The 26,320-nt window shown below is 39.0% G+C and carries 30 protein-coding genes; 29 read left to right on the forward strand and 1 reads right to left on the reverse strand.

Features of this window, described 5'->3' with window-relative positions; translation table 11 throughout:
- Positions 1 to 115: 115 nt before the first annotated feature.
- From EJN67_RS12180 to EJN67_RS12200, 5 genes are all read left to right on the forward strand, one after another.
- A complete protein-coding gene (locus tag EJN67_RS12180; protein WP_341538809.1) occupies positions 116 to 607 on the forward strand; it encodes an Ig-like domain-containing protein in 492 nt (163 codons plus the stop codon).
- Positions 608 to 904: 297 nt separating this feature from the next.
- Positions 905 to 1,414, forward strand: coding sequence for a JAB domain-containing protein (locus EJN67_RS12185; protein WP_129724665.1), 510 nt, complete (start codon positions 905 to 907; stop codon positions 1,412 to 1,414).
- Between the two features lie 14 nt (positions 1,415 to 1,428).
- Complete coding sequence (locus EJN67_RS12190; RefSeq protein WP_129724666.1) at positions 1,429 to 1,728, forward strand: hypothetical protein; 300 nt, start codon at positions 1,429 to 1,431, stop codon at positions 1,726 to 1,728.
- A gap of 24 nt (positions 1,729 to 1,752) precedes the next feature.
- Positions 1,753 to 2,004, forward strand: a complete 252-nt coding sequence (locus EJN67_RS12195; protein ID WP_129724668.1) for a hypothetical protein — start codon at positions 1,753 to 1,755, stop codon at positions 2,002 to 2,004.
- A 249-nt stretch (positions 2,005 to 2,253) separates the two neighbouring features.
- The gene (locus EJN67_RS12200; RefSeq protein ID WP_129724670.1) at positions 2,254 to 3,123 is read left to right on the forward strand and encodes a tyrosine-type recombinase/integrase; all 870 of its coding nucleotides are present in this window, start codon (positions 2,254 to 2,256) and stop codon (positions 3,121 to 3,123) included.
- A 93-nt stretch (positions 3,124 to 3,216) separates the two neighbouring features.
- Here the strand turns inward: EJN67_RS12200 and EJN67_RS12205 are convergent, their stop codons facing one another.
- On the reverse strand, positions 3,217 to 3,693 hold the full coding sequence (locus EJN67_RS12205; RefSeq protein WP_129724672.1) for an arginine repressor: 477 nt from the start codon (positions 3,691 to 3,693) through the stop codon (positions 3,217 to 3,219).
- A gap of 344 nt (positions 3,694 to 4,037) precedes the next feature.
- Between EJN67_RS12205 and EJN67_RS12210 the strand changes: the two genes are divergently transcribed.
- The 24 genes from EJN67_RS12210 to EJN67_RS12315 all read left to right on the forward strand — a co-directional run bounded on the left by EJN67_RS12210 (position 4,038) and on the right by EJN67_RS12315 (position 26,131).
- Positions 4,038 to 4,469: a hypothetical protein gene (locus EJN67_RS12210; RefSeq protein WP_129724674.1), complete on the forward strand. Its 432-nt coding sequence runs from the start codon at positions 4,038 to 4,040 to the stop codon at positions 4,467 to 4,469.
- A 54-nt stretch (positions 4,470 to 4,523) separates the two neighbouring features.
- A complete protein-coding gene (locus EJN67_RS12215; protein ID WP_129724676.1) occupies positions 4,524 to 6,341 on the forward strand; it encodes a DUF927 domain-containing protein in 1,818 nt (605 codons plus the stop codon).
- A 73-nt stretch (positions 6,342 to 6,414) separates the two neighbouring features.
- Positions 6,415 to 7,308, forward strand: a complete 894-nt coding sequence (locus EJN67_RS12220) for a tyrosine-type recombinase/integrase (protein WP_129724678.1) — start codon at positions 6,415 to 6,417, stop codon at positions 7,306 to 7,308.
- A 14-nt stretch (positions 7,309 to 7,322) separates the two neighbouring features.
- The gene (locus EJN67_RS12225) at positions 7,323 to 8,063 is read left to right on the forward strand and encodes a hypothetical protein (RefSeq protein WP_129724680.1); all 741 of its coding nucleotides are present in this window, start codon (positions 7,323 to 7,325) and stop codon (positions 8,061 to 8,063) included.
- 644 nt (positions 8,064 to 8,707) lie between these two features.
- Positions 8,708 to 11,122 carry a right-handed parallel beta-helix repeat-containing protein gene (locus tag EJN67_RS12230; protein WP_129724681.1) on the forward strand — a complete coding sequence of 805 codons (2,415 nt, stop codon included), beginning with the start codon at positions 8,708 to 8,710 and terminating at the stop codon, positions 11,120 to 11,122.
- A gap of 402 nt (positions 11,123 to 11,524) precedes the next feature.
- The gene (locus tag EJN67_RS12235) at positions 11,525 to 11,860 is read left to right on the forward strand and encodes a hypothetical protein (protein ID WP_129724683.1); all 336 of its coding nucleotides are present in this window, start codon (positions 11,525 to 11,527) and stop codon (positions 11,858 to 11,860) included.
- Positions 11,861 to 11,970: 110 nt separating this feature from the next.
- On the forward strand, positions 11,971 to 12,213 hold the full coding sequence (locus EJN67_RS12240) for a hypothetical protein (RefSeq protein WP_129724685.1): 243 nt from the start codon (positions 11,971 to 11,973) through the stop codon (positions 12,211 to 12,213).
- 119 nt (positions 12,214 to 12,332) lie between these two features.
- Entirely contained in the window at positions 12,333 to 13,118 is a 786-nt protein-coding gene (locus EJN67_RS12245; protein ID WP_129724687.1) for an ImmA/IrrE family metallo-endopeptidase, read from the forward strand.
- A 16-nt stretch (positions 13,119 to 13,134) separates the two neighbouring features.
- Complete coding sequence (locus EJN67_RS12250; protein WP_129724689.1) at positions 13,135 to 13,512, forward strand: helix-turn-helix domain-containing protein; 378 nt, start codon at positions 13,135 to 13,137, stop codon at positions 13,510 to 13,512.
- Between the two features lie 60 nt (positions 13,513 to 13,572).
- Positions 13,573 to 13,809: a hypothetical protein gene (locus tag EJN67_RS12255; protein ID WP_129724691.1), complete on the forward strand. Its 237-nt coding sequence runs from the start codon at positions 13,573 to 13,575 to the stop codon at positions 13,807 to 13,809.
- Positions 13,810 to 14,110: 301 nt separating this feature from the next.
- Positions 14,111 to 14,575, forward strand: a complete 465-nt coding sequence (locus EJN67_RS12260) for a sigma-70 family RNA polymerase sigma factor (protein WP_129724693.1) — start codon at positions 14,111 to 14,113, stop codon at positions 14,573 to 14,575.
- 139 nt (positions 14,576 to 14,714) lie between these two features.
- Entirely contained in the window at positions 14,715 to 14,879 is a 165-nt protein-coding gene (locus EJN67_RS14080; RefSeq protein WP_165000863.1) for a hypothetical protein, read from the forward strand.
- Complete coding sequence (locus EJN67_RS12265; RefSeq protein ID WP_129724695.1) at positions 14,821 to 15,120, forward strand: rRNA biogenesis protein rrp5; 300 nt, start codon at positions 14,821 to 14,823, stop codon at positions 15,118 to 15,120. The genes EJN67_RS14080 and EJN67_RS12265 overlap by 59 nt, the downstream gene beginning before the upstream one ends.
- Complete coding sequence (locus EJN67_RS12270) at positions 15,117 to 16,277, forward strand: DUF2800 domain-containing protein (protein WP_129724697.1); 1,161 nt, start codon at positions 15,117 to 15,119, stop codon at positions 16,275 to 16,277. The genes EJN67_RS12265 and EJN67_RS12270 overlap by 4 nt, the downstream gene beginning before the upstream one ends.
- 1 nt (position 16,278) lies before the next feature.
- Positions 16,279 to 16,821, forward strand: a complete 543-nt coding sequence (locus EJN67_RS12275; protein WP_129724699.1) for a DUF2815 family protein — start codon at positions 16,279 to 16,281, stop codon at positions 16,819 to 16,821.
- A 5-nt stretch (positions 16,822 to 16,826) separates the two neighbouring features.
- Positions 16,827 to 18,770, forward strand: coding sequence for a DNA polymerase (locus EJN67_RS12280; RefSeq protein ID WP_129724701.1), 1,944 nt, complete (start codon positions 16,827 to 16,829; stop codon positions 18,768 to 18,770).
- A 44-nt stretch (positions 18,771 to 18,814) separates the two neighbouring features.
- Positions 18,815 to 19,144: a DUF7768 domain-containing protein gene (locus EJN67_RS12285; RefSeq protein ID WP_243641307.1), complete on the forward strand. Its 330-nt coding sequence runs from the start codon at positions 18,815 to 18,817 to the stop codon at positions 19,142 to 19,144.
- Entirely contained in the window at positions 19,137 to 19,301 is a 165-nt protein-coding gene (locus tag EJN67_RS14085) for a hypothetical protein (RefSeq protein WP_165000864.1), read from the forward strand. The genes EJN67_RS12285 and EJN67_RS14085 overlap by 8 nt, the downstream gene beginning before the upstream one ends.
- 67 nt (positions 19,302 to 19,368) lie before the next feature.
- Positions 19,369 to 21,696 carry a virulence-associated E family protein gene (locus EJN67_RS12290; RefSeq protein WP_129724713.1) on the forward strand — a complete coding sequence of 776 codons (2,328 nt, stop codon included), beginning with the start codon at positions 19,369 to 19,371 and terminating at the stop codon, positions 21,694 to 21,696.
- A 300-nt stretch (positions 21,697 to 21,996) separates the two neighbouring features.
- Positions 21,997 to 22,275, forward strand: a complete 279-nt coding sequence (locus EJN67_RS12295) for a PDDEXK family nuclease (RefSeq protein WP_129724715.1) — start codon at positions 21,997 to 21,999, stop codon at positions 22,273 to 22,275.
- Positions 22,272 to 23,651, forward strand: coding sequence for an SNF2-related protein (locus EJN67_RS12300; RefSeq protein WP_129724703.1), 1,380 nt, complete (start codon positions 22,272 to 22,274; stop codon positions 23,649 to 23,651). The genes EJN67_RS12295 and EJN67_RS12300 overlap by 4 nt, the downstream gene beginning before the upstream one ends.
- Positions 23,641 to 24,072 (forward strand): DUF1492 domain-containing protein, encoded by a 432-nt coding sequence (locus tag EJN67_RS12305; RefSeq protein ID WP_129724705.1) that lies wholly within the window; start codon positions 23,641 to 23,643, stop codon positions 24,070 to 24,072. The genes EJN67_RS12300 and EJN67_RS12305 overlap by 11 nt, the downstream gene beginning before the upstream one ends.
- Before the next feature lie 272 nt (positions 24,073 to 24,344).
- A complete protein-coding gene (locus EJN67_RS12310) occupies positions 24,345 to 24,719 on the forward strand; it encodes an HNH endonuclease (protein WP_129724707.1) in 375 nt (124 codons plus the stop codon).
- 155 nt (positions 24,720 to 24,874) lie between these two features.
- Positions 24,875 to 26,131, forward strand: coding sequence for a site-specific DNA-methyltransferase (locus tag EJN67_RS12315; protein WP_129724709.1), 1,257 nt, complete (start codon positions 24,875 to 24,877; stop codon positions 26,129 to 26,131).
- Positions 26,132 to 26,320: the final 189 nt, after the last annotated feature.

The following is a 26,320-nucleotide window of genomic DNA, read 5'->3' on the forward strand; positions in this document are numbered from 1 at the left end:
TCGTTCATTACAATTACCACCCATTATTTATGTATGCTATAATTATAATGCATCTTGGGGATAAATTGCATCAATCAGATATTTCCAATAATCTACTACCCTAAGATGTCAATGCCTGAGTAGTAACTCTGTAACTTCTAGCAACCCAGCAGTTGCAACTGTTGACAAGGCTTCTATGAAAGTTCTTGGTCAAGCTAAAGGTACAGCTACAATCTCTGTTGTTGTAAATACTGCTGACGGATTAAAGACAATCCAGAAAACAGTAACAGTTTCTGATGATGCAAGAGTTGCACAATCAATTAAATCTAACGCTACTGAAGGAGTATTCACTTATTCACTAGCTTCATTACCTTCAGGCGATGATTTAGCTGTAGACGACGCGGGAACTGACTTATTCTTTACTGTTACTGACCAATACGGTGGTACAGCATTAACACCAGTAGACTATATTATTTCAGATGAAGTAGATGCTGATGACAGCATGACTGTTTCAATTACTTCAGGTGCATTAACAATTACAGGTGCTGATGCTTCTGATAGTGTTAAAGTAACTGCTGTTGATGCTAGTGGACATACTTCAACTGTAACTATCAAATTTACTAATTAATTTAAAGAATGGTGTCAGTACAATTTTAAAGACAGAGAGCGTTAAGGGATTGGTGCCTGCCGCCACCCGAAAAATGTCGAAAAGCACTGCGGAGAGAAATCTCTGCGGTGCTTTTCTTTTTTGTATTAATTGTTAGTAAACCTGCTATCAGTCCGTAACCTCTTTTAAGAAACCGTATCAAAAAACTTTTTAAGCATTTAATATAATTATGAACATCAGATGCAAATTCTATACAATTTGACTAGCCTCAATTCCTTTAGGGGAATTGGGGCTATTTTTGTTTTAGGAGGGAAAAGGATGAGCAAGTATCAAACAATCAACCACCAACAGCTAGAGTTGCTAGAAAGAGAGGTGCCTGCCAAACAGCCAGCGAAGCGCATCAACATTGTGAGCCTGAAGCTCGTTCGAGAGTCTAGCGTGCTGTACAAGGAGCGGCAAATCAAATCCCCAGAGGATGCGTACAAGTTGTTGAAGCTATTCCTTGCTGAAGCTGACCGCGAGAAGTTTGTCGTTGTCTGCCTTGACACGAAAAACCAGCCGACTGCCATCAACGTCTGCCATGTCGGAAGCCTGAACGCTAGTATCGTGCATCCGAGGGAGGTGATGAAGGCTGCCATTCTCTCCAACTCGGCTTCCATCATCGTAGCCCATAATCATCCCAGCGGGCATTGCGAGCCGTCGAGGGAGGACATCGAGGTAACGAAACGGTTAGTGGAGGCTGGGAGAATCGTTGGCATCGATGTGCTGGACCATTTGATTGTTTGCCCTGAACGATATTTGTCGCTGAAAGAAAAAGGATATATTTGAGAGGAGACGAGAAGATGTTACACATGGATTGGTTTGTAAGGACAATGAAAAGAACGTTCAACGTGGCAGTCAACATTGACGAGGTGGGCTATGAAGCGTACGAATTCTATCACGAAGAGCTAGACAACTATCTTGTTCCTGAAGAGCATCTGGAAAAACTCCCGAATCCGCTGCTTTTTGAGACTCTAGCGTATGTCGATGGAAACGGAAACGATTGGATAGCGGGATTTGTAGGAGATGAGGAAACGGGGGAGAAATTGTATGAGGTTTGGATAAAGAATGGGGAGCCAATCGCTTACGAAATATATGTCTAAGGAAGAAAGGAGAATGAAGGAAATATGGCAAAATACCATCGCATCATCATTGACGGGGTGCCGTACTACCGGGAATACAGCTACGGATTGGACGGCTACGGGGAGATGCTTAGCGAGGACGAGCTCGTTCAGCAGTTGCTGGATGAGGTGGTAGACGAAGAGATTGAGGTGAACGAGCGAGAAATTGAAGCCGCTCTGCGCCGGATTGCAGACCGTGACGACCAGAACCTATTGCAGAGCTACATTCGGTACTTGGAGCGAATCAGCCGGGAATGAGACCGACTCACGACATTTCTTTCGGCAATCTCACGACAAAACTAAATAGATTTCAACCATACATGGCAGATTCGATGAGCGACAAGAAATCTCTATGATTCCAGCGTCAAAAAACTCCCGACATTATTATATAACTGTCGTGAGTAGGAAGGAGAGAGGCAATCGTGCAAACATATCACTGGTAGAAGGCTATTGATGTATAACCACGTACATCAATAGCCTTTTTGCATTGTAGGAGGTGGATGGGACTTGGATATAGAGAAGTTTGAACAATGGCTTTTTGCGGAGGGAAAAGCCCCCAAAACCATCGAGTCATATGTGAACGATGTGAAAGGATTCCATTCATACTTGCAGGAGAAGCTGAAGGGCATGCCAGTCCTTTCCCGCTTCTCTTTCGTGAAATACAAGGAGCATCTGATAAAGGAGGGTTATGCCGTTTCCACCATCAACAAAAAGATTAACAGTCTAAAGGTTTACAACGATTTTCTAAGAACCGAAGGAATCGTCAGCGAGTCGTTTATCCAACTGAAGCGAGACAGAATCAAAATAGCCGATGGCAGCGAGGAGACGGTCGATGCGCTCACAGAGGAACAGGTGGAAAAACTGCTCTTCTATGTGGAGAACAGGCAAAAAGTCACGCTGAGAAACAAGCTCATCGTCTATCTGTTGCTGTACACGGGGGTCAGGGTGAGCGAGTTGGTGGGAATCCAAATCGCCGACATCGACTTCCTTACCAGCACCCTGAAAGTGACGGGAAAGGGCGGAAAGAGGCGAGAAATCGGGCTCAGACAAGATGTCCTATATTTGATAAGGCAGTACATGAAGGAAGAGCGTTCCGGGTCTGTTTTCAGCGATAGCCCCTATCTTCTGCTGAGCCAGAGAGCGGGGAAAATGCATCGGGATGCGGTGAGAGGATGGCTCGCCAAAATATCGAAAGAGCTCGGCTTCAAGCTGCATCCGCATCTGTTCCGTCACACGTTCTGCACAAGGTTGCTGAAAAAGGGAGTCGACCTCACCACCGTCAGCAAACTCGCCGGGCACTCGACCGTGAACATGACGGCGAAATACTATATCCAAACCACAAGGCAAGAGAAGCTGGATGCCGTCCAGCTTCTCTAGTCAGCCAGGGAGAAAGGAGAGAAAGACGATGCCTCAATGGTTGATTGAAGTGTTGAAAATTGTCATTGAAGAAATCGGCAAACGCAGAAAGCCTTAATCCTCGAATAGTTCCAAAAGCTCTTTTGGAGTATTGTCTGCGTTGACAAAAAGAATGATATAGTCTAGTCCAACGTTCGTTGCGAGAATGGAATCATCGAAAGTCTTTCGCAGGTGGTAGGCGATTTCTTGGGCTTTTCCTTCTTCGGTTCGGATGAAATAGGTCGCCACGTTCGGACAGATAGCGGCGTTGCTGGACACCAGCAACTCTTTTAGCAGGCTATGCTGAAACTTCTTCCGAGCCACCTGCGAAGACTTGTAGTAACCTTCTTCGTTTTTTTGGATGTCCAACTCGTCCATGTCCCTAGACAGCGTGGGTTGACTCACTCGAATGCCATAGTCGTTTCTCAAAGTGTCGATGATGTCATCTTGTTCCTTAAAATCTTGTTCATCTACCAATTTGAGCAAAATCTGTTGTCTTTTTCTCTTTCGCTCTTTCGCTTTTTTGTTTCTGTTGTGCAAGCTGTTTTCCATATGTCATCCACCTTTCCGAAAAAAATTTTTATATTTTCATCATTTTTTTGTGCTCGGCACAATGGCATTAGCCACTAATCGAACAGTGAGTGAATATACTCACACGATAGGTGGCTTATCGCTTTCGTCAGAAACCTCTGCCTTGTTTATGAATATGCGAATGTAATAATGCATATATTCATTATACATGAATAAAACTTAATGTAAAATTCCCTATTTTAAAAGATTAACGTATTTACAAAGTGAATAATATATGAGATAATCCTCTCACAAGACAACGATGGCTGCATGACCTCAGCTCATCGTTCAGCGTATGCAAAAATACATAGGAGAGGAGAATGCATATGAAGTACAGACGAAACAACGGTTCCCAAATGCCACCGGAGGGATGGCACTATGCTCGGGTTGCCAGTGTCCGAGAAGGAAAGCAAGTAACGACCCAGCTGGGTCCCTCGGAGACGGCTCTCGTCACGTTCGTCATAGAAGGAGAGGTTCCAGCCCTTGTCACGCAGTCATTCCCGATGGCTCCGTGGGCGAATTTCCTCCTCGAACGACTCATTGACGTTGCGATGGATACGAACAAGGCAGTGGTCGATTTGAATGACCTCGTATACAAGCGGTGCGGAATCAAAGTGGAGCACCGGGAATGGAAAGGAAAAGTGTACGCGAATGTTGTCGATGTCTGCGCCGTTGATGAGCTTCAAGAGGTGGATGAGGATGACGGCTTCGTTCCTCCTACTCAGGAAATGGACCTAGACGAACTTTCTTTTGAATAAAAGGGAGAGCCTTTCTCTCCTTTGACCATTCAACATCGGAAAGGAGCCTCATCCATGAAGCAAGACGCAACTCGCCAGCCGCTCATCATTGACCAGCACCGTTTGGAAGAAGGGAACACGTATCCCGTTCACCACTTCCTGCTCAAACATGAGGGTCTATACATGAACGTCACGGACAAGGAAACGGGAGAAGTGTCTGCTTTCAAGATAAGCGAGCCGATGTTTGTGAAAGAAACGGTGCAAAACCTAGATACGAAAGACGTGTATGTGAAGCTGTGCTACCGCTACAAAGGAAAATTTCACGAGATTGACATTGGCATGGGGCAGCTCATTCCAAGCGAACTCATCAAGCTATCGGGAAAGGGACTGGACGTATCCCATGAAAACAATAAGCTTGTCGCTACATTCCTGAGAGAGCAACAAAAGCTGGCACCTCACCGGGAAGTGTATCGGGAGGTGGGCTGGCACGAGGAGGAAGGCGGTCATCTCGTATTTCGCCATCATCATGTGCTCGCAAAAGAAGCAAAGCCGAACGTCGTCCATGATACAGAAGGCGGATGCTTCAATTTGGAGCCTAGGGGCTCGCTGGATGCGTGGAAACGAATGATTCAGGAAGAAGTCAAAGGCAATACGCCGCTCGAAATGATGGTATGTGCTGGCTTTTCCTCCGTTCTCGTCGGGTATCTCTCGAGATTTTACGATGAGGTCGACACGCTCCTCATCCATCTGGCAGGTGACAGCACCAAAGGGAAAACAACGGCTGCGCTTCTGGCGGTTTCTGTCATGGGAATGCCGTCCAACAAGAAGAAAGGTCTGCAAAAGACATGGAACGGCACCAGCAACGCCATCATCAATATGATGAGCGGGAACTACGGCATCCCCATTGTACTGGACGAGCTCTCCATGAGCCACGCCAAATCATTGACCAGCGAGCTCTATGTCCTGGCGGCTGGACAAGAAAAGTCACGGCTGAACGACGAAATGAAGCAGCGAAAGCAGGGGACATGGGCAACCACCATCCTTTCGACGGGTGAGCAGTCCATCTTTGAGCGAACGAACCAAAACGTCGGCTTGACGGTTCGTGCCTTTGAGTTCTTCGAGATTCCGTGGACAAGTTCTGCCGAAAATGCGGATGCCATACGAAAAGTCATTCGAAATCACTATGGTCATGCGGGGATAGCGTTCGTTCAATATTTGTTTGAATCGGGGCTCCACATCATCGACAAGACATGGGAGAAATGGCAGACTGTGTGCCGTGAAACCTTGCCAGATTCACCATTCCGTACCCGGATTGCGAAGAAATACGCTATCCTCCTTGCGGCAGGGGACATTGCCAACCAGTCGCTCAGCCTATCCCTAGACTTGGAAAGCATTCTTTCCTTTCTGGTAGAGCAGGAGAAAGAACGGATGATAGCGAGGGACAATGGGGCAAAGGCATTCAACTACGTTACGCAACTATTTGTCCAGCATCAGAATAATTTTCGCAGAGAAGGAAACATCGTCAGTCCTGCCAACTGTTGGGGGAAAATGTTCTTTCACCGTGACCATGTGGAAGTCGCCTTTCTCAAGCACATCCTCGAACAGAAACTGCGCGAAGGGGGATTTGAGGACCCGAAAGTGGTGATTCGGAGCTGGAAAGAGAAAGGATGGCTGGTGACGGAAGGAGATAGAGCCACGAAGCGAACGAAGATATTCGAGAATTATGAGCAAGAAGAGCGAAAGAAAGCGCTTGGAACTGCCAATGTGCCGAAAAAACTTCAAGATACAACCTATAACATCAAAATTTCGCTAGAAACGCTCAAGGGACTCATCAGCGAGCAGCCACATCCGCTTGAAATGGATGAAACGGCAAGAAGCTGGTACGGATTTTGAGGAAACGAGGCAAAGGGCAGACCTTTGCCTTTCTTATACACAAAATACGTGTCAAAAAAGGAGAGGATAGCAGATGAGACAAGTAGAAACGGAAAACCTGTTGCTGAACCAAGCCATTCCTGTATTTGAAGAATGGCTTTCGATGCGGGGGATGAGTGGGGAAACGATGAGAGGTTACCTCGTCGACATCAACCAATTCAACCGCTGGATGACGTCAAAGTCCAACAGTCCCGTGTTTGTGGATGAAATCACCGCGCGGCACGTGGAGGAGTTTGTCAGCTACCTGACCAATGAACGAGGCTGCAAGCCGAGAACGGTGAACCGCAAAATCAATGCTCTATCAACCTTTTTCCAATGCATGAAGAAAAAGAAGATACTGTCCGAAAATCCTCTTGAAGACTTCGAGCGTGTCAAAGTGCCGGATTCGGAGCGCATCTACCTCAGCCGGGAAGAGGTGGAAGCCATCATTCAGGCGATTGACCATCCGGTTCTGCACTATTTTGCGATGACGATGGCGTACACGGGACTTCGAGTGAGTGAATGCATCAACCTCACGCTGCATGACGTCAACCTAGAGGGCGGATATATCCAAGTCATCAACGGAAAGGGCGGGAAGAACCGGACCGTGCCGATGAGCGATAGGCTGAAATCGAAATTGCAGGAATACTTGAAGTTCCATCGACCAAAGACCGATTCTCTCTTCTTTTTCGCTCTCAAAAAGACAGGAACGGTCAGCGACCAATACGTCAACCGAGTCCTGAAAGAGGCGTGCAAGAAGGCAGGAATCACGAAACACGTCACCAGCCACATTCTCCGCCACTCCTTCGCCAGCTATCTGGTCAAGAAGGACACGCACGTGGCGGTCATTCAGCGCCTGCTGGGACATGCCAGCGTCAAAACCACGTCTGTCTATTTGCATGTTCATCCAAATGACCTCAAAGAAGCCGTCAACCAAATTGATTTCTAAGGAGGAATGGACAAATGACAACGATTGACCCATCGGTATATGAGGACCCGAAAATCAGCCAAACTCTTGCCATGTTGGCAGAAGGAAAGACAAAAGAGGAGATAGTGAAACATTTCGGCAACAAGAACTGGTCAACCATCGACATGTATTTCAGACGGAAAGGGTTCCGCTGGAACGGCAAAACGTTTGAGCCGCGAGGAGAAGGAGGGACGGATGCGGTGGAGGAAGCCCGTTTCCTCCCGACAAAGGCGGCGCAGATAGTCAGGCAGTTGTCACAAAAGTATGCGGACATCAGGCAGGTCGCCATCAAAAACGGCTTTTCCACCATCGAAGAGATGGGAGAATACATGAAGGCGCAAGGGTATGTGTGGAACAGCGACACCAACAACTACGAATACGATGAAAACATGGCGAAAAAACAGCGAGTGCAATCCAAACATACGCAAGGCAAAGCATCCGGAAAGGTAGAAGGGCTGCCGGACGAGTATCGGGACTTGTTGGAGTATTTGCTGGACAAGAAGGAACGATTGTACGAGCTACTAGAGCCGCAGAACAGCGGTACGCTTCCGCGCTACAAGTTCAAAGGAGCCAAAGCCAACAAGACGCTGGGGCTTCCGACCTCCTTGCAGACCTTGCTGAATGATTTCAGCAAGGAGTTCAACGTCACACAGAGGGACATCATCGAGGTTGCTTTGGCGGAGTTTTTCAAAAAGTACGGATACGAAGAGCAATTGAACAGCGTACTGCAAGCCTAGCGGGGAATGGGAAAACCATCCCCGCTTTTTTCGTTGTTTGCCTCTTGAGTTCCCGACCAACCCGGTGTCCCGGCGAAAAATGGGGTATTTGAAAGATTGATAGAAAAGTAGGTAACTTGTGAGGAGATAGGGGGTTAACCGTATTAAGGCGTTTGGTGTTCTATTTTTTGTTGGTTCTTGTCCTATTTTCTGGAGTTTGTGACGAGTTTCTACATATTATATATAGTCTTTTATTTTACAAGGTCCTTTTTCTTCTCTTTTTTTCTATCGGGTTTTACGGGGTTTTCGGGATTTGGATTGTTCATCTCCATTTTTTCATTTTGAAGGTTCCGGTCCCTCCCGGTTTTGTCGGGACTTTTCTTTTTTTCCTATTACAGCTTTCACTCATCTTTTCCTAAGCTCTTCCACAAACTACTCTTTTTTCACTCGTTTTTTACTAAGCTACCAACTGAAGAAATCGCCAAATCCCTTGTGCCCGTTGGGGTTGAGGGGCACTCAAAAAAGCCAAAATTCCAGGTTAGGTTTGTGCCATTAACAGTACACAAGCTGAAGTTAAATTCAACAAAGAAGTTAAAGAAGTAAAACCTGCTAACTTCAAAGTTACAGATAAAGATGGTAACCTAGTTTTTGTTAGTAAAGTAGAATTGAATGAAGCTAAAGATGTTGCTACATTAACATTCTTTGATAAATTTGCTGACAAAGGTATTTATACTGTAGAAGTATCAAACGTAAAAGATGTTGATGGCAATGTAATGAAAACAGCTACAGAAGCTTTCATATACTTAGCAGCAGATGTTGCTAAAGTAGAATTTACACAAACAACAGTTGCTCCAGGAACAGATTTAAAAACTGTTGTTAAAGTAACTGACAAGTTAGGTAGAGATGTTTCAGGCGAAGTTCTCGTGGAATTTGAATCATCAAATACTGATGTAGTAGGAAACGACGGAAAAGTTGGTAATAAAGCAAATGCTGATGGAAAATCAGCTATTGTAGTATCTAAAGTTAAAGTTGGAGATAGTTACGTAAAATCAGCTCCTACAACTATTAAGGTTAAGGATGCTTTAGAAGCTACATTTGTAGGATTTAACATTTATACAGGAACAAACACAGTTAAAACAACAGAAGCATTTGAAAAGTTAGAAGCTGACGAGAAAGCAGATTTTGTTTATGTAGATGATTATGATAATAATGGAGCTGCAACTAAAAAATTAGTTCTTTACTATAAAGACCAATATGGTAAGAGCCTGCCTGCAGCAGAGAATAACTTAACCGTTACTAACGTAACCCCAGCTATTGTTATAGTTGAAGCTGATGGGACTATAAAACCAATCTCAGCAGGAGAAGGATATGTTAAAGTAAAAGCAAATGACAAATTAGAACATACTATCAAAATAGTAGTAAGAGCAAAATCAGAAATTGCTACTATGGAATTAGATAAGACTGACGTATCCGTAGTTGCAGGACAGGAAGCAACAGTTAAAGTAGATTTCAAAGACCAGTTCGGAACAAAAGTTGACAAGGCTCCAACTGTTAAATCAGCTGCAAGTACAATCGCAACTGCAACACCTGCAGAAAATTCCGTAGTAATCCATGGAGTTAAAGAAGGAACAACAACTGTAGCCGTAAGCTACAAAGTAAATGACGACCTTACACTAAAAGAAACAATCAACGTAACAGTAGTAAAAGCTGGTGAACTAGCAACATACGAAGCAGTAGTTGACGCTACTAAGTTAGATGTTAGTAACGATAATGACGATAAAGATAAATTACCAAAGGGTACAGATGTAGTAGTTAACGAAATTGATGTTAATGGAAATAAAATTGGTGCAGTTAAAAACACTAATATCACATTGACTGAAGTAGATAAAGATGGTAAAGAAATTAAAGAAGAAGATAAAAAATTATTAACTATTACAGACAATAAAAAAGTTACAGCAAAAGCAGCTGGAACAGCATATGTTGAAGTAAAAGTTGGTTCATTAGTAATCGACACATTAGAATTTGAAGTAGTTAAAACTGCTCCATTTGCTAAAACAGCAGAAGTAGAAAACTTAACATTATCCGAGAAAATCAGTGGAGTTAAAGATACTGAACTTGATAAAGTTATCAAAGCTAATGTAGTTCTTAAAGACCAATACGGTAATGTGATGAAAGGTACTGATAATAAAAACATACAACCTGATACTATAAAATACACATTAACAAACGCTGATGGAGTTTCAGTTAAAGATGATAAAATTGAAGGAATTAAGAAAGATAAAGCATTAGTTGATGTAGTATTAACTGAAGTAAAAACAACTGCTACAAGTGATAAAAACTTATTAGCAGCACCAGTAGTAATTAAACTAATGGTAAATGCTACTGAAGTTGAAACAGAACAAGAACTTAAAGACGCTATTGTTGAAGGAAACTTCATTGTATTAACAGAAGATATAGGATTAACTAAAACGTTAGACGTTAATAAAGCAGTAATAATTGATGGTGCAGATAATACTTTAACTGGTACTGTAATTATTTCTGCTGATGATGTAACACTTAAAAACTTAACTGTTGACAAAGCAATGGGAACCCCAGGAAATTGGGAAAGCAATAATGCATTTGCAATTCAAGCTTATAAGGTAACAGGAATAGTACTTGAAAATGTAACTATGACTAATGCTAATGCTGGACTATTAGTTAACGGTTCAAAAGTTGAAGTCGTTAATGGAAAATCAGTTAATAACCCATTTGGTGGAATCGAAGTATCTAAAGGCCAAGGTGTAGAACCAGAACCAAAATTAACTGTAAACGGATTTACTCATGATACTATAAAGACACCAGCTATTTGGATTGATGAACCAAATGCAGCTGGAGACGTAAATTGGGTTGTAGGATCAGGGTTAGAAGCACAATATTTAGTAAAAGCAAAAGGTGATGGTACTACTACTAAATATGAAAATTTTGCTGCAGCTGAAACTGCAAAAGATGTAGAAGAAGGTAGCGGTACTCTACAAATTTGGTTTGGCGGACAACCAGATAGCGAAGCAGAAGAAGCAGAAGTAGAAACACCAGAAGCTTAATAATAAGTTCCAAGAACATCTCACAGGTAGAAATACTTGTGGGATGTTTTTTAATCCATATTCTCTAATATTGACATAAAAAACACTTGTCCACTTCAAAAAGTCCATCCAGGTATAAAACAGGTCTAAACTTAATGAAATAAGCCACAAAGTTACTAAAATTTGTAATGGAAAGTTAAGTATGTAAGTAAGAAAACTAGAACTAATAGTAGAAAAAAAAAGAAAGGCATGACAAATAAGCCTTCAGGAAGGGTAAGAAAACAATATTTATAAATAAGGGTTGTCCTAAGCTACTCTATCGTATCTATGGTAGAGTCCATTTAGTACAGGAGTAGTTTTAATTTTTCTCAATTGTTATCTGGCATAAGTTATGCTAAAATATAGCAAAAGAGGTGAGTTGCTATGAAGGCTATTATTGTAATATCTATATCAATTGCATTACTATACGGTACAGAGGTATTTTTCTGGGCTGCCTTAATCAATGGGCTGGCTCATTTAATCTTTAATTATATGAAAGCATACATTGCTGCAATACCAGCTATGAAGAAGTTCGAAATGGCTGTAGAAGAGTTAACTGCAAGAGGAGCTTCTGATGAGGAAATTGCTGCACTAGAGAGTTTTCCTGTAGAGTCGGAGGATGAGCTGAGAGTTCCTAAGTGGCTTACGTTGGTTAACAGCATAACCTCATATATGATTTTAGTATTTATTTTAATAGGAATAGTTACTAGAATATTTTAGAAATGCAAAAAAGACCAGATGGACAAGGGAAAAAAATCCCGAGTCTATTTTATTTTCACAATAGTAACTTTGCCTTCCTATTTCTATATATAAAGTAGGAGGGGATAAAAATGAGATTTGAAGAACTTAGTAAAGAGCATCAAGATTTTTTAATGTATTGTTTATCAGATTATATTAAAAGCAAGATTAGAAGGGGATCTATGGATGGCATAATATTTCCAAGCTATGATGAGTATAAGGACTTCTTTAATGAGTTTGATGAAGACTATGAAATAGTTGATGGGCTTCCAGAATCGGAGGCTGCTAATCCGTTTTCTGTAAAGTTTAGAGTGGTATTGGAAGTAGATAAGTAAAAAGAGCACCCTGGCTGGATTGTGATAATCTGCTGGGGTATTTTTTATTGACAGGAATATATTGGTATAGTATAATGTAATCATAATAGCTAACAAGCATAAATGAAAGGGGTAATAATATGATAAACTTTAGCTTCAATTCAAAAGCAAACGGAGTACCAATCTTATCAAAAGATGATATTGAATATATTGCTGGAATGATTTTAGAGGATTATAAGCCAAGCTTGCTATCAGAACCTGCAGCTTTGGATGTTGAACACCTATCAGAGTGCTATGCAGGCCTAGAAGTGGACTATAAAGACTTAACTCATAATAGGTCTATACTTGGGATGATTGTCTTTAATGATGGATATGTACCAGTGTATGATGCAGAAAGAAATAAGGCTGAAAGACTAGCCGTAGAAGAAGGAACTATCCTTATAGACAGTAGTCTGCTTGAAGATGATCAAAGAAGAAGAGGAAGGTTTACCCATTGCCATGAAGTTGCACACTGGTTCTTACACAGGAATAAATATTTGGTAGATAAGAACCAGTTGAATTTATTTGACTTAATGCCTGAGGACAGAATAACTGCAATTAAATGCCGCACCACAGATATTGAATCCACAGGTAGAAAACAATTAGTAACTGACGATGATTGGATGGAATGGCAAGCAGATTACCTTGCATCAGCTCTATTAATGCCTGAGAAGCCACTACAAGAAGCAATTGCTAGGTATTCAAGGTATCTGGGAATAGATAAGCTATATGATAAAAATGGTAAGGTAGATATCTATACAGGGTTTTGGTCAGATGGGGTAGCTAGTTTGATAGCAGATTCTTTTGACGTTTCTTTAACAGCAGCGAAGATAAGACTAAAAAATATAGCCCCAAAAAATAACAAAGAACAGTTCTCTATAATATAAAAGAAAGGAGAAAACAATGAATAAATTTGGAAAGTATATTTCTGAAAAAAGGAAGGATAATGGTATTACTTTAAGAGGCATGGCAGATTTACTTGACTTTTCAGCCCCCTATTGGAGTGATATCGAGAAAGGAAGAAGGAACCCCCCTAATATTGAAAAGCTTGAGGAAGCTGCAGAAATATTAAAACTAAGTCAGAAAGAAAAAGAGCACATGATAGACTTAGCATCAGAAGATAGGGATGAAATACCACTAGACTTACCAGAATATATAAAGGGTTCTGAACTTGCAAGAACAGCCCTTAGAAAAGCAAAACAATTAAATGAAATAAAAGGCAATAAAGATATTACAGAAAAGGCCTGGGAAGACTTTATAAAGGCATTAGAAGAAGAGTAGATTTTATTCTCTCTTTTTGCCTTAATGTTATCTAATAAGCATACATGACTAAAAAGGAGTGTGGTGATTATAAGTAAACCTATTCTATTAAAAGAAGTTAGGGATGATGGAGAACATAAAAAGTTATTATTCAACGTACTAATAAAAGAAGATTCCCTAATAATAGCTGCTAAGGCTCGTGGTAAAGAGGAAGAAACACTAATAGATATAAAAAACATTCTAGAACCTTATGTAGAACCAGAAGAAATAGAAATGTTAAAAGATACCTGCAACAATATTTACAATAAAACTAAATAAAACAAACAATCTCTTGTGAGCTACTTGATGGCCAGATTGAAATGCAAATGTGTATTAAAGCACATGGCATTTTAGTCTGGCTTTTTTTCATTACAAAAGCTAACAACAGAAAATACGTTCTTAAACACAATAGTAAAAACCGAACTCTAATTCTATTTATATAGTAGAGAGTAAATTTATTAAATATGCGTATTCAAGTTTTAATATATAAGCAAGCAGCCGAAAGGCTCGCCTAATAAAAAAAGGTGAGTTTTTAGGCTGCTTGTCATGCCCTTTTCTCTCCGAGAGAGGGGCTAATTTTATGTCAAAAAGAGATTATAAAATTCTAGGACAAGCTGTATCAGAGGAAGTCTATAAAGAGTACTACCAAATGGATAGAAGACGCAGATATCTAGAGGAAGACATCAAAGTTGGGAGGATAGATATTGATCCAAAGACAGGTAGACCTAAATTCATCCCAAGTAAAGAGGATTCCTATGAAAGATTAACAGACGAAGGGCTGCAATTTGAAGATGGACAATCAGTAGAAGATATTGTTTGTGATAAAGCAACCCTTCTTATTCTACAAGAAGCCTTAAAAGAATTAGATAAAGAAGAAAAAGAAATCATCACAGGCTTATACTATGAAAATTTAACTACTAGAGAAACAGGAAAAAGAATTAGAAAGTCTCATGTGACAGTAGGTAAGAAGCATAAAAAGATTTTAGAAAAGCTGAAGAAATATTTTAATAAAAAAGGTTACCAAGACAGCTCCTTCATCGGCTAATAAATAGGAAGTAAAAAACTTTCTAAAAAGGGTTACCAGAGTGCTATCCAAATTGGCTAGTAAGTGAGGGGGAAAATAAATTTTAAAAATAGGTTACCAGGCTCCCCTCCGAAACGGCTAATAAGTAGGAGGTGAAAATATGCAAACCCAAAATGAGGAAATGATCGGCGTTCTTACAGCAATGAGTATTGTAGCTAAAAGGTTAGCAAAGCAATTAATGAGTTTAGAAGAGGAGGAAGAGTCGAATGAGCAGAATGAAACTAGCTTTGAATGTAGTGGAAGATTTGAGAAGTCTAGCAGATAGCATTGAAACTTTAGCAAAATCAGTTACTGATACAAATGATGCTGAGGTGGAAGAGGAAAGAAAACCAGAGGTACCAAAGATTAAATTTGAAGATTTGAGGGCTGTACTTGCAGTTTTAACCCGTTCAGGAAAACAAGCTAAAGTAAAAGAACTAATAACAAAATATGGTGCCAAAAAATTAAGTGAAGTACCAGAGGAAAAGTATCAAGAACTGTTAGACGCAGCGAGGGAAATACAATGACAGACCATGCACTATTAAGTGCTTCAGGTGCAGACCGTTGGATGGCTTGCACTCCAAGTCCTAGAGCTGAGGAAAGTGTGTCTGAAGAGTCCAGTGAGTTTGCAAAAGAAGGAACCTTTGCCCATACACTTGCTGAACTTAAACTATCCCTCCATCTAGGTGAAATATCAAAGAAGGACTATAACAAAAGATTAAAAGAACTAAAGACCAATGAATTTTATAGTGGAGAACTAGAAAAGTATGTGGATGTATATGTGAACTTTGCCATAGAAAAAATCAATGAAGCCAAAGCAAGAACTAAGGATGCTTTAATACTTCTAGAGATGAGGCTTGACTATAGCCCTTGGGTAAGAGAAGGCTTTGGTACTGGAGATTTAGTTTTAATATCAGATGATGTGCTTGAAATAGTAGATTTGAAGTTTGGAAAAGGCATCAAAGTAGAAGCACAAGATAATAGTCAGCTAAAACTATATAGCCTGGGAGCAATTAATGAGTTTGGACTTCTTTATGATATAAAAACCATCAAAATGACTATTTGCCAGCCAAGGCTAGACCATATATCTACAGATGAAGTAGCAGCAGATGATTTACTTGATTGGGCTGAAAATATAGTCAAGCCTTTAGCAGAACTAGCCTATGAAGGCAAGGGAGATTTTAAGTCTGGAGACCACTGTAGATTTTGCAGAATTAGATACTCCTGTAGGAAGAGGTCAGAAGATAATCTTAAACTAGCCTGCTTAGACTTTAGACCACCACCAACCCTTACAGATGAAGAAATAGTAGAAGTCCTAGAAACTATAGATGACTTAGTAAAGTGGGCTAAGGATGTAGAGGAATATGCATTTAAGGAAGCTGCAAATAAGGGAAAACAGTGGCCAGGCTTTAAGTTAGTAGAAGGAAGAAGAACTAGAAGATATTCATCAGAGGAAAAGGTAGCTAAAGTGCTACTTGATGCAGGATATGAAGAAGAGAAAATATTTTCAAAATCCTTGCTAAGCCTTACAAAACTAGAGAAAGAACTAGGCAAAAAGGAATTTGAAGAAATACTAGGTGACCTAATAGAAATACCACCAGGAAAATTAAAGCTGGTGCCAGATAGTGATAAAAGAGTAGCAGTTAAAAATAGTGCAGAAATAGATTTTAAGGAGGAAATGTAAAATGAGTAAAGTGATAACAGGAAAAGTGAGATTTAGCTATGCCTATCTATTTAAACCACAGGCAGGAATAGGTGGTGGAGATGAAAAGTATTCAGTATCAGCCATAATTCCAAAGGATGATAAGAAAACCATTGAAGCTATAGAGAGGGCAATAGAAAAAGCTACAAAAGAAGGAGTATCCAGATACGGTTCTAAGTTTGGTAAGGCTGCCAACTTTAGAAACCCTCTAAGAGATGGAGATATAGACAAAGCAGATGATCCAGCTTACAAAGACAGTTATTTCTTAAATGTAAAATCCAAGACTAAACCAGGAGTAGTAGATAAGGACTTAAATGAAATCCTTGATCCATCGGAAGTCTACTCAGGCTGCTATGGAAGATTAAGTATCACAGCTTTTCCATATTCGGTAAATGGTTCAACAGGAGTCAGCTTCTCCTTAAATAATGCAATGAAGCTATCAGACGGAGAACCTTTAGGTGGCAAGTCTAGAGCTGCAGATGACTTCTCAGCCTTTGCCGATGAAGATGATGACCTATTAGGATAATGGCCATGAAGACCTTAGCAATAGATATCGAAACCTATAGTAGTATAGACCTCAGAACTTCTGGGGTCTTCGCCTACACAGAAGCAGATGATTTTGAAATATTATTATTTGCCTATGCCTTTGATGATGAAGAAGTGCAGATTATAGATTTAGCTCAAGGGGAAGAGCTACCAAATGAAATTATAGAAGCACTAACAGATCCATCAATAATTAAAACAGCTTTTAATGCACAGTTTGAGAGAACATGTCTATCAAAACACCTTAATATTGAAATGCTACCTGAACAGTGGAGATGTTCCCAGGTACATTCTTTAACATTAGGACTTCCCATAAGCCTTGCAGGAGTAGCAAAGTGCCTAAAGCTAGAAACTCAGAAGATGGATGAAGGGAAAGCACTTATAAGATATTTTTCTATACCCTGCAGGCCTACTAAAGCCAATGGAAGTAGAACTAGAAACCTACCCCATCACGATTTAATTAAATGGGAAACATTCAAAGAATACTGTAAACGGGATGTGGAAGTTGAAAGGGAGATTAGAAAGAAGTTAGAAAATTTCCCAATGGAATATAAGGAATTAAAACTATGGTTCATAGACCAAGAAATAAACGGATATGGTGTAAAAATAGATAAAGGAATAGTAGAAAATGCAATTAAATGCGATGAAGTATACCAAAAGAAATTATATGAAGAAGCTGTAAAACTAACAGGACTAGATAATCCAAATAGTCCATTACAGCTAAGAAACTGGCTTGAAGATGAGACGGGATTAGAAGTAGATAGCTTAACAAAAGATTTAGTATCAGATTTATTAAGTAAAGATATAAGTCCTAAAGCAAAAAGAGTATTAGAACTAAGGCAAGACATGTCAAAGACTTCTGTTAAAAAGTATGAAGCCATGAATAGAGCAATGTGTAAAGATGAAAGGGTTAGAGGACTACTTCAGTTTTATGGGGCGGCAACAGGGAGATGGGCGGGAAGATTAGTTCAAGTTCACAATCTTCCTAGAAATGATATGAGTAATTTGGATTTAGCAAGGGAACTTCTTCTAGCTGGAGATTATGAAACACTAGAACTACTCTTCGATTCAGTACCAGATGTTCTATCTCAGCTTATTAGAACAGCCTTTATTCCTTCTCCTAATTCAAGATTTATTGTAGCAGACTTTAGTGCCATTGAAGCTAGAGTTATAGCTTGGCTTGCAGGAGAGAAATGGAGAATGGATGTATTTAATTCCCATGGAAAGATATATGAAGCTTCAGCATCTCAGATGTTTGGAGTTCCTGTAGAAGAAATTCATAAGGGTAGCGTATTAAGACAGAAAGGTAAGATTGCAGAGTTGGCCTTAGGTTATGGAGGAAGTAAAGGTGCCTTAAAGGCTATGGGTGCAATAGATATGGGGCTTAGTGAAGAAGAACTACCTGAGCTTGTATCTGCTTGGAGAAAATCCAATTCAAATATAGTTAGACTTTGGTGGGATGTAGAAAGTGCTGCAATTAAAGCAGTTAAGGAAAGAACTGTAGTTAGTATGCAATATGGTCTTAAGTTCTACTTTAAATCAGGAGTGTTATTTATAAGACTGCCATCAGGTAGAAGTCTTGCTTATGTAAGGCCTAGGATTGAAATTGATGAAAGATTTAATAAAGATAAGTTAACCTATGAAGGTATAGAAGGAATGAAGTGGGGTCGCATTGACACCTATGGAGGAAAATCAACAGAGAATATTATACAAGCCATAGCAAGGGACTGTTTAGCTGAATCTATGCTAAGGCTTGAAAAGTACGGATATAGGATTGTATTTCATGTTCATGATGAAGTTATACTAGATGTTCCAAAGGATAATGGCTCATTAGAAGAAGTGGAGGGAATTATGGGACTTGATATCCCTTGGGCTCCAGGACTTCCATTAAGAGCTGAAGCCTTTGAGAGTGATTACTATAAAAAAGATTAGGTGGGTCATGAAATACGACCTACCTAAAGAGAAAGGTGATATTAGTGAAACCAATTATCTATGTATGTTCTCCCTTAAGGGGAGATGTTAAAAGGAATATAAATAAAGCTATAGGTTATTCAAGGTATGCCTATGTCAAGGGTGGTATTCCCTTGGCACCTCATACCATCTTTACTCAGTTTTTAGATGACGAGGATGAAGAGGAAAGAAACGCAGGAATAGATATAGGGCTTGAACTTTTAAATATATGTGATGAACTATGGGCCTTTGGAGATAAAATCTCTGTGGGAATGCTTAATGAAATTGAAAGGGCTAAGTCACTAGGGATTATAGTAAAAAGGTTTAATGAAAGGTGTGAACCTTTGGATGAATAGAGAAACCATTGAATTTATAAAACTTCTAAAAGACTATAGAGGAATTCTTCCTAGACAAACCATCAAAACCTTAAGAGGTCAGGTATTAGCTGGAGATATAGAAGGAGCAAAGAAAGGTCTTAAGAAGGAGGTGAGTAAACTTGCAAGAGCCATATAAGCTTAAGGAACCTAAACTTAAACATGATGGAGTTCTTACCATTGCTACAGGTAGAAGTAGAAAAGAAATGAACTGGAAGAATCGAGAGATGCTATGGTCGGAATTGGTAGATAAATTAAGCAGTACCATAAGAACTTATGAAACCTATGAAGAATACAAGAAGCTATCTAAATCGAAGAAAGATGAAATAAAAGATGTAGGTGGTTTTGTAGGTGGAACTTTAAAGGAAGGCAGAAGAAAAGCTGATAATGTAGTTTGGAGGCAAATTGTAACACTTGATGCTGACTTTGTTAAGGGAGATTTATGGGCAGGTGTTGAGACCATGTTTGGATATGGATGTGTAATGTATTCAACTCACAGCCACAGTCCTAAAGCTCCAAGATTAAGACTTGTTATTCCACTAAAAAGGGCAGTAACTCCAGATGAATATGGAGCAGTATCGAGAAGAATTGCAGCAGATTTAGGCATAGATTTCTTTGATGATACCACCTATGAGCCACATAGATTGATGTATTGGCCATCAACTTCTTCTGATGGAGAGTTTATTTTCAAAGTATTAGATGAAGAATGGGTAGATCCAGATGAAATACTTGCAAGGTATAAAGATTGGAGAGACTCATCCTATTGGCCTGAAAGTTCAAGGACTAAAGAGGATAGAAAGAGATTAGCAGAAAGACAAGGAGACCCTAAAGAAAAGCCAGGAGTAGTAGGTGCCTTTTGTAGGACATACTCTGTAGTTGATGTAATTGAGAAGTTTTTATCTGATATCTACTCACCTTGTGAAACTCCTAATAGATACACATATATTCCAGGATCATCTGCAGGTGGATTAGTTATATATGAAAATGGGGACTTTGCATATTCACACCATGGCACCGACCCCATTAGTGGCAAACTATGTAATGCTTTTGACCTTGTAAGACTTCATAAGTTCGGTGAATTAGATGAAGAGGCAAAGGAAAGAACACCAGTAAATAAGCTACCATCTTATCTTTCTATGCAGGATTTAGCTAGGGAGGATTTAGAGGTTAAAAAGACTATAGCTAGTGAAAGGATGGCTTCGGCTAGTGAGGATTTTAATGAGGAAGATTGGCAAGTAAACCTTGAAATTAATAATAAGGGAGAGCTTAAAAATACCCTTACCAATATAATTCTTATACTAAGACATGATCCACAACTTAACAGTATTTTTTATAACGAGCTTCGAGAAGGTGTTGATGTAGAAGGAGATGTTCCCTGGAAAAGGTTAAAGTCTGGGTGGAATAAAACTGATGAAGCATCTCTTGCTGGATATATTGATTTAAACTATAACCTTTATGCACCAGGAAAGCTTAAGGAGGCTGTATTAAAAGTAGCCGTTGAAAGGTCTAGACATCCAGTAAAGGAGTATCTATTAAATCTTCCAAAATGGGATGGTGTTAAAAGAGTAGATACCCTATTAGTTAAATATCTAGGAGCAGAAGATAATATCTACACCAGAGAAGCAACGAGAAAGACACTAGTTGCAGCAGTAGCAAGAACCATGAATCCAGGAATTAAATTTGATACAGTTCTAGTTTTAAATGGGCCACAGGGAATAGGAAAGAGTACTTTGTTTTCAAAGCTAGGAGGAAAGTTTTTTAGTGATTCTCTTTCCATCTCAGATATGAGAGATAAAACTGCAGCGGAAAAACTTCAAGGTTACTGGATACTTGAAATTGGAGAACTAGCTGGAATTAGAAAAATTGATGAAGAGACATTAAAGTCTTTTTTATCAAGGCAAGATGATAAGTTTAGAGCAAGTTATGGATACTCAGTAGAAGACCATCCAAGACAGTGTATTATTGTAGGCACCACAAATCAAGAAGCAGGATTTTTAAGGGATATTACTGGTGGGCGTAGGTTTTGGCCAGTTAAGACTCCAGGAGATACTAAATTAAAACCTTGGGATATAGATGATGTAGACCAAGTTTGGTCTGAAGTAATGGAATATTACCATAAAGGTGAATCTTTAGTATTAAGTAATGAAGCTGAAAAAATAGCAAATGCAGCCCAAGTGGATGCTTTAGAAAGTGATGATAGAGAAGGAGTAGTTAGAGAATATTTAGATATGCTCCTTCCAACGAACTGGGATGATATGGACTTATATGCAAGAAGAAGCTTTATTCGTGGTGATGAGTTTAGCGATAATGTTATAGGAACTGTAAGAAGAGAGCAAGTCTGCACCATGGAAATTTGGTGTGAGCTATTTGGTAAAGAAGCTACTGCCATGAGAAAGATAGACTCTTATGAGATAAATGCAATAATGAGAAAGATTGATGGATGGGAAAAGTACACTGGAAATAAATTAGGAAATGCTAGAGTTCCTCTCTATGGAATACAGAGAATTTATGTTAGATGTGATAAACAAGATTAAACAAGATTTAGCCTTGTTACCATTCTTGTTTACCACCCCTACCCTAGTTATATTAAGGCTTTAACTTATATTATTAACAAGATAAACAAGATTATATATATAGATAAATAAAATAAAGAATATATAGGTATATGTATATGCCTAATCTCTATAATTAAGAGTAGTCTATAGGAAATTCTTGTTACTTGTTTATTGAAAACCTTTTAAAAGTTGCCGAAAGCCTTATAAATACTGAAGTGTAGAGATTAACAAGATTGTTAACAAGATTTGTACTTGTTTAAGAAATGGGGAGTGTTTGAGATTTTAGAGAGTAAAATAGAGGCTAGATTAAAACGGGAGGTAGAAGATTTAGGTGGCCTTGCACTTAAGTTCACCTCTCCAGGAATGGCAGGTGTGCCTGATAGATTAGTCTTACTACCAAAAGGAAAAATCTACTTTGTAGAACTAAAAGCACTTGGGAAAAATTTAAGGCCTCTCCAATTAAAAAGAAAAGAGCAACTGGAAAGCTTAGGCTTTAAAGTTTATGTAATAGATTCATATGAAAAAATAAATGTATTTTTACAGGAGGTGGTTGATTGAAATATAAACCTTATGATTATCAAGAATACGCCACTCAGTGGATTTTAGATAAAGAAAAAGCAGGATTACTGCTGGATATGGGAATGGGCAAGAGTGTTATTACACTAACAGCCATAGATGAATTGATGTTTGATTACTTTGAAGTATCAAAAGTATTAGTTATAGCACCACTTCGTGTAGCAGAAAGTACATGGGATGAAGAAGCAGCTAAATGGGATCATCTAAAGCATCTAAAAATATCAAAGGTTCTAGGAACGGAAAAAGAAAGAATCAATGCCTTATACACAAAAGCTGATATTTACATCATCAATCGAGAAAATGTGAAGTGGTTAGTAGATAAATGTGGTAAGGATTGGCCCTTTGACATGGTGGTAATAGATGAACTATCCAGCTTTAAATCCCATAGAGCACAAAGGTTTAAAGCCTTAAGAAAGGTAAGGCCCTTTATGAAACGAGTAGTGGGCCTTACTGGAACTCCAGCACCAAATGGACTTATAGATCTATGGTCTCAAATTTATCTATTAGATGGTGGAGAAAGACTAGGAAAAACCATTACTGGGTACAGGGAGAGATACTTCCTACCAGATAAGAGAAATCAGCATATAGTATTTACCTACAAGCTAAAGGAAGGTGCCGAGGAAGCCATCTATGAAAAACTATCAGATATTTGTGTCAGTATGAAAGCAGAGGATTATTTAAAACTACCAGAGAGAATTAATAATATCATACCAATTCATCTGCCAAAGAAAGCAAAGGAGAAGTATGACCAACTGGAAAGGGACTTATTACTACCACTTAAGGATTCAGATATTGTAGCAAATACAGCTGGAGTTTTAGCTAATAAGCTACTCCAAATGTCCAACGGAGCTGTCTATGATGAAAACGGAGATGTAAAAGAAATACACAATGCAAAGCTTAAAGCATTAGAGGACACTATAGAAGCTGCAAATGGAAAGCCAGTATTAATCTTTTATTCCTATAAGCATGATTTAGATAGAATTAAAAAGCACCTAAAAAGAGATGATTTAACAGTTCTTGATACATCTGAAGATGTAAAGAATTGGAATGAAGGTAAAATACCAATTATGCTGGCCCACCCAGCTAGTGCTGGACATGGATTAAACCTTCAAGCTGGTGGAAATATCATCATTTGGTTTGGGCTTACTTGGAGCCTTGAATTATATAGTCAAGCCAATGCAAGACTTTATAGACAAGGCCAAAAGCAAAATGTAATCATCCATCACTTAGTAGCCAAAGATACCATGGATGAAGATGTGATAAAAGCACTTGAAGGTAAAGAAGTAGGACAAGAAGCATTGCTAAATGCAGTAAAGGCGAGGGTTAGAAAGATGGGAGGTAATGAGAATGAACGCTAAAGAATATCTATCTCAAGCTATGTGGCTTGATAAAAGTATAAATAATAAGCTGGATCAAATGGAAAGACTGAAAGCTATAGCGGAGAAGGTTACTGTAGACTTTACTCAGGAGAAGGTATCTGGGGGTAAAGCTACAACAAGTCCTATGGAAGATGCTACTGTTAAACTTATAGATTTAAGCTATGAAATAAATGATGATATTGATAGATTAATTGATTTAAAAAGAGAAATCCTGGATGTCATAGGTCAAGTGGAAGACGTTAGTTACCAACTGCTATTAGAGATGAGATATATAAACAACAAGGGCTGGGATGATGTAGCTAGATGTATGGGATATGATAAAAGGTGGATAATGAGACTTCATGGTAGAGCTTTAAAAGAAATTGATGAAATTTTAAAAGAAGCCACTAAAAGCCATTGAAAGCCACTTAATAAATGTAGTATTATATAAGATGTAAAGGTATAGAAAAATCAAGAACACCATATGCTGTTTGAATAGGCCGAGGTTATATCAATTTGATTCCAAGGAAACGCAGCATTCTTGAATACAAGCCCCAAAGAGGGCTTTTTTCTATGCCCAATTTTAGGAGATGAAACAAATGAATAAATGTAAGAAATGCGTCTGGGGAACATGGCTCTCACCTAATATGGTGTATTGCATGTTCCCTAGTTGCTTTAAAGAGGTGAAAGAGGATGCCAAGGAAACCAAAGAAGCCCTGCAAGTACCCAGGCTGTCCAGAGCTAACGGAAGGGAACTATTGCAAGGTGCATCAAAGGGAAATTAATAGAGAATACAACTGTAGCAATAGACCATATAAGAAACTATACAACAGCAGTCGCTGGCAAGATTTAAGAAGGTATGTATTAAACAAACAATCTCTCTGTGTAGAGTGTTTAAAGAATAATAGGATTACCCCAGCAACAGTGGTAGACCATATAAAACCTCATAAAGGTAACGAAAACTTATTCTATGACATTAACAATTTACAATCTCTGTGCAAGTCCTGCCACGATAGGAAGACTGCCAAGGAAGACGGCAGATGGAAGAGAAAGGTTTACACCTATTGACCCCTAGGGCGGGGTGAAGATTTTAAAACCCTCTAGCCCAGGAACGGGGCGGCCCCCTCGTGTAAGAATTCGCAAAATTCCATAGGGGGGGTATAGAAATTTAAGTGCCTATATATTTAAGGTGCTTTTTTTAATTTTTGGAGGTGAGTGAAATATTGAAAACTACAGAAGAATTAAAATTAATTGACATAGATGAATTAATACCTTATGCAAATAATGCTAGAACTCATAGCAAAGACCAAATTAATAAGCTTAGAAGTAGCCTTAGAGAATTTGGTTTTATAAATCCCATACTTATAGATAAGGACTATAACATACTTGCTGGTCATGGCAGAGTAATGGCAGCAAGGGAAGAAGGAATAAAAGAAGTTCCCTGTGTGTTAGTGGAACATTTAACAGAGGCCCAGAAGAAAGCCTATATTTTAGCAGATAATAGACTGGCTATGGATGCAGGCTGGGATGATGAGATGTTAGCTTTAGAGTTGGAAAATTTAAAGGAACTAGATTTTGATATAGACTTTACAGGCTTTGATGCTGCAGAAATAGATGAGCTTTTTAGTAATATCCACGATAAAGATGTGCAGGATGATGATTTTGATGTAGATTCAGCATTAGAAGATGAGCCTATTTCAAAACAGGGTGATATTTGGATACTTGGGAGGCACAGACTTATTTGTGGAGATAGCACTAAGGCAGAAACTTATGAGAAACTGATGGATGGAAAGAAAGCTAATTTATGTGTTACTGACCCACCTTACAATGTAAATTACACTGCTGGAAGTGAAAATGAGAGAAAGATTAAAAACGATAATATGGAGGATAAAAACTTTTATGAATTCCTATTAGCTTCGTTTAAAAATATATTTAATTCTCTTGAGGATGGTGCTGCAGCTTATATATTCCATGCAGATACAGAAGGGTTAAATTTTAGAAAGGCTTTCAAGGATGCAGGATTCCATCTTGCTAATGTGTGTATTTGGGCCAAGCAATCATTGGTATTAGGTCGTTCTGATTATCAATGGCAGCACGAGCCTATTCTTTATGGGTGGAAACCTACGGGAAAGCATAGATGGTATGCAGATAGAAAACAAACAACTATCTGGAATTTTGATAGGCCTACAAAATCAGAACTTCATCCAACTATGAAACCAGTACCTCTTGTAGCTTATCCGATCCAAAATAGCAGTATGAGTAATTGTATTATATTAGAGCCTTTTGCTGGCAGTGGTTCTACTTTAATTGCCTGTGAGCAGTTAGGAAGAATTTGCTATGCTATAGAACTTGATGAAAAATACGCAGATGTTATTGTGAAAAGATATATTGAGTATGTTGGAACTGATGAAGAAGTTTTTCTAATAAGAGATGGAGAAAAAATACCATATAAAGGGCTTATGAAATCTACTAGAAACTAAAATACAAAGTATGTGATTTAGACTAATTTTTATTTAAAATTCTTGAAAATCAAATAATTTAACTTGACTTTCGCAGCAAAAAACAGAAAAAAAGGCCTAGGCCCTGCATATTGCAAGGCCTACGGGCTTTTTGTTTTGATCATAAAGTTGTTGTGATACAGCTCATTTTTTGGTCTGAGCAATAATTTC

Source organism: Xylanivirga thermophila, from assembly GCF_004138105.1.
Lineage (GTDB): Bacteria > Bacillota > Clostridia > Caldicoprobacterales > Xylanivirgaceae > Xylanivirga > Xylanivirga thermophila.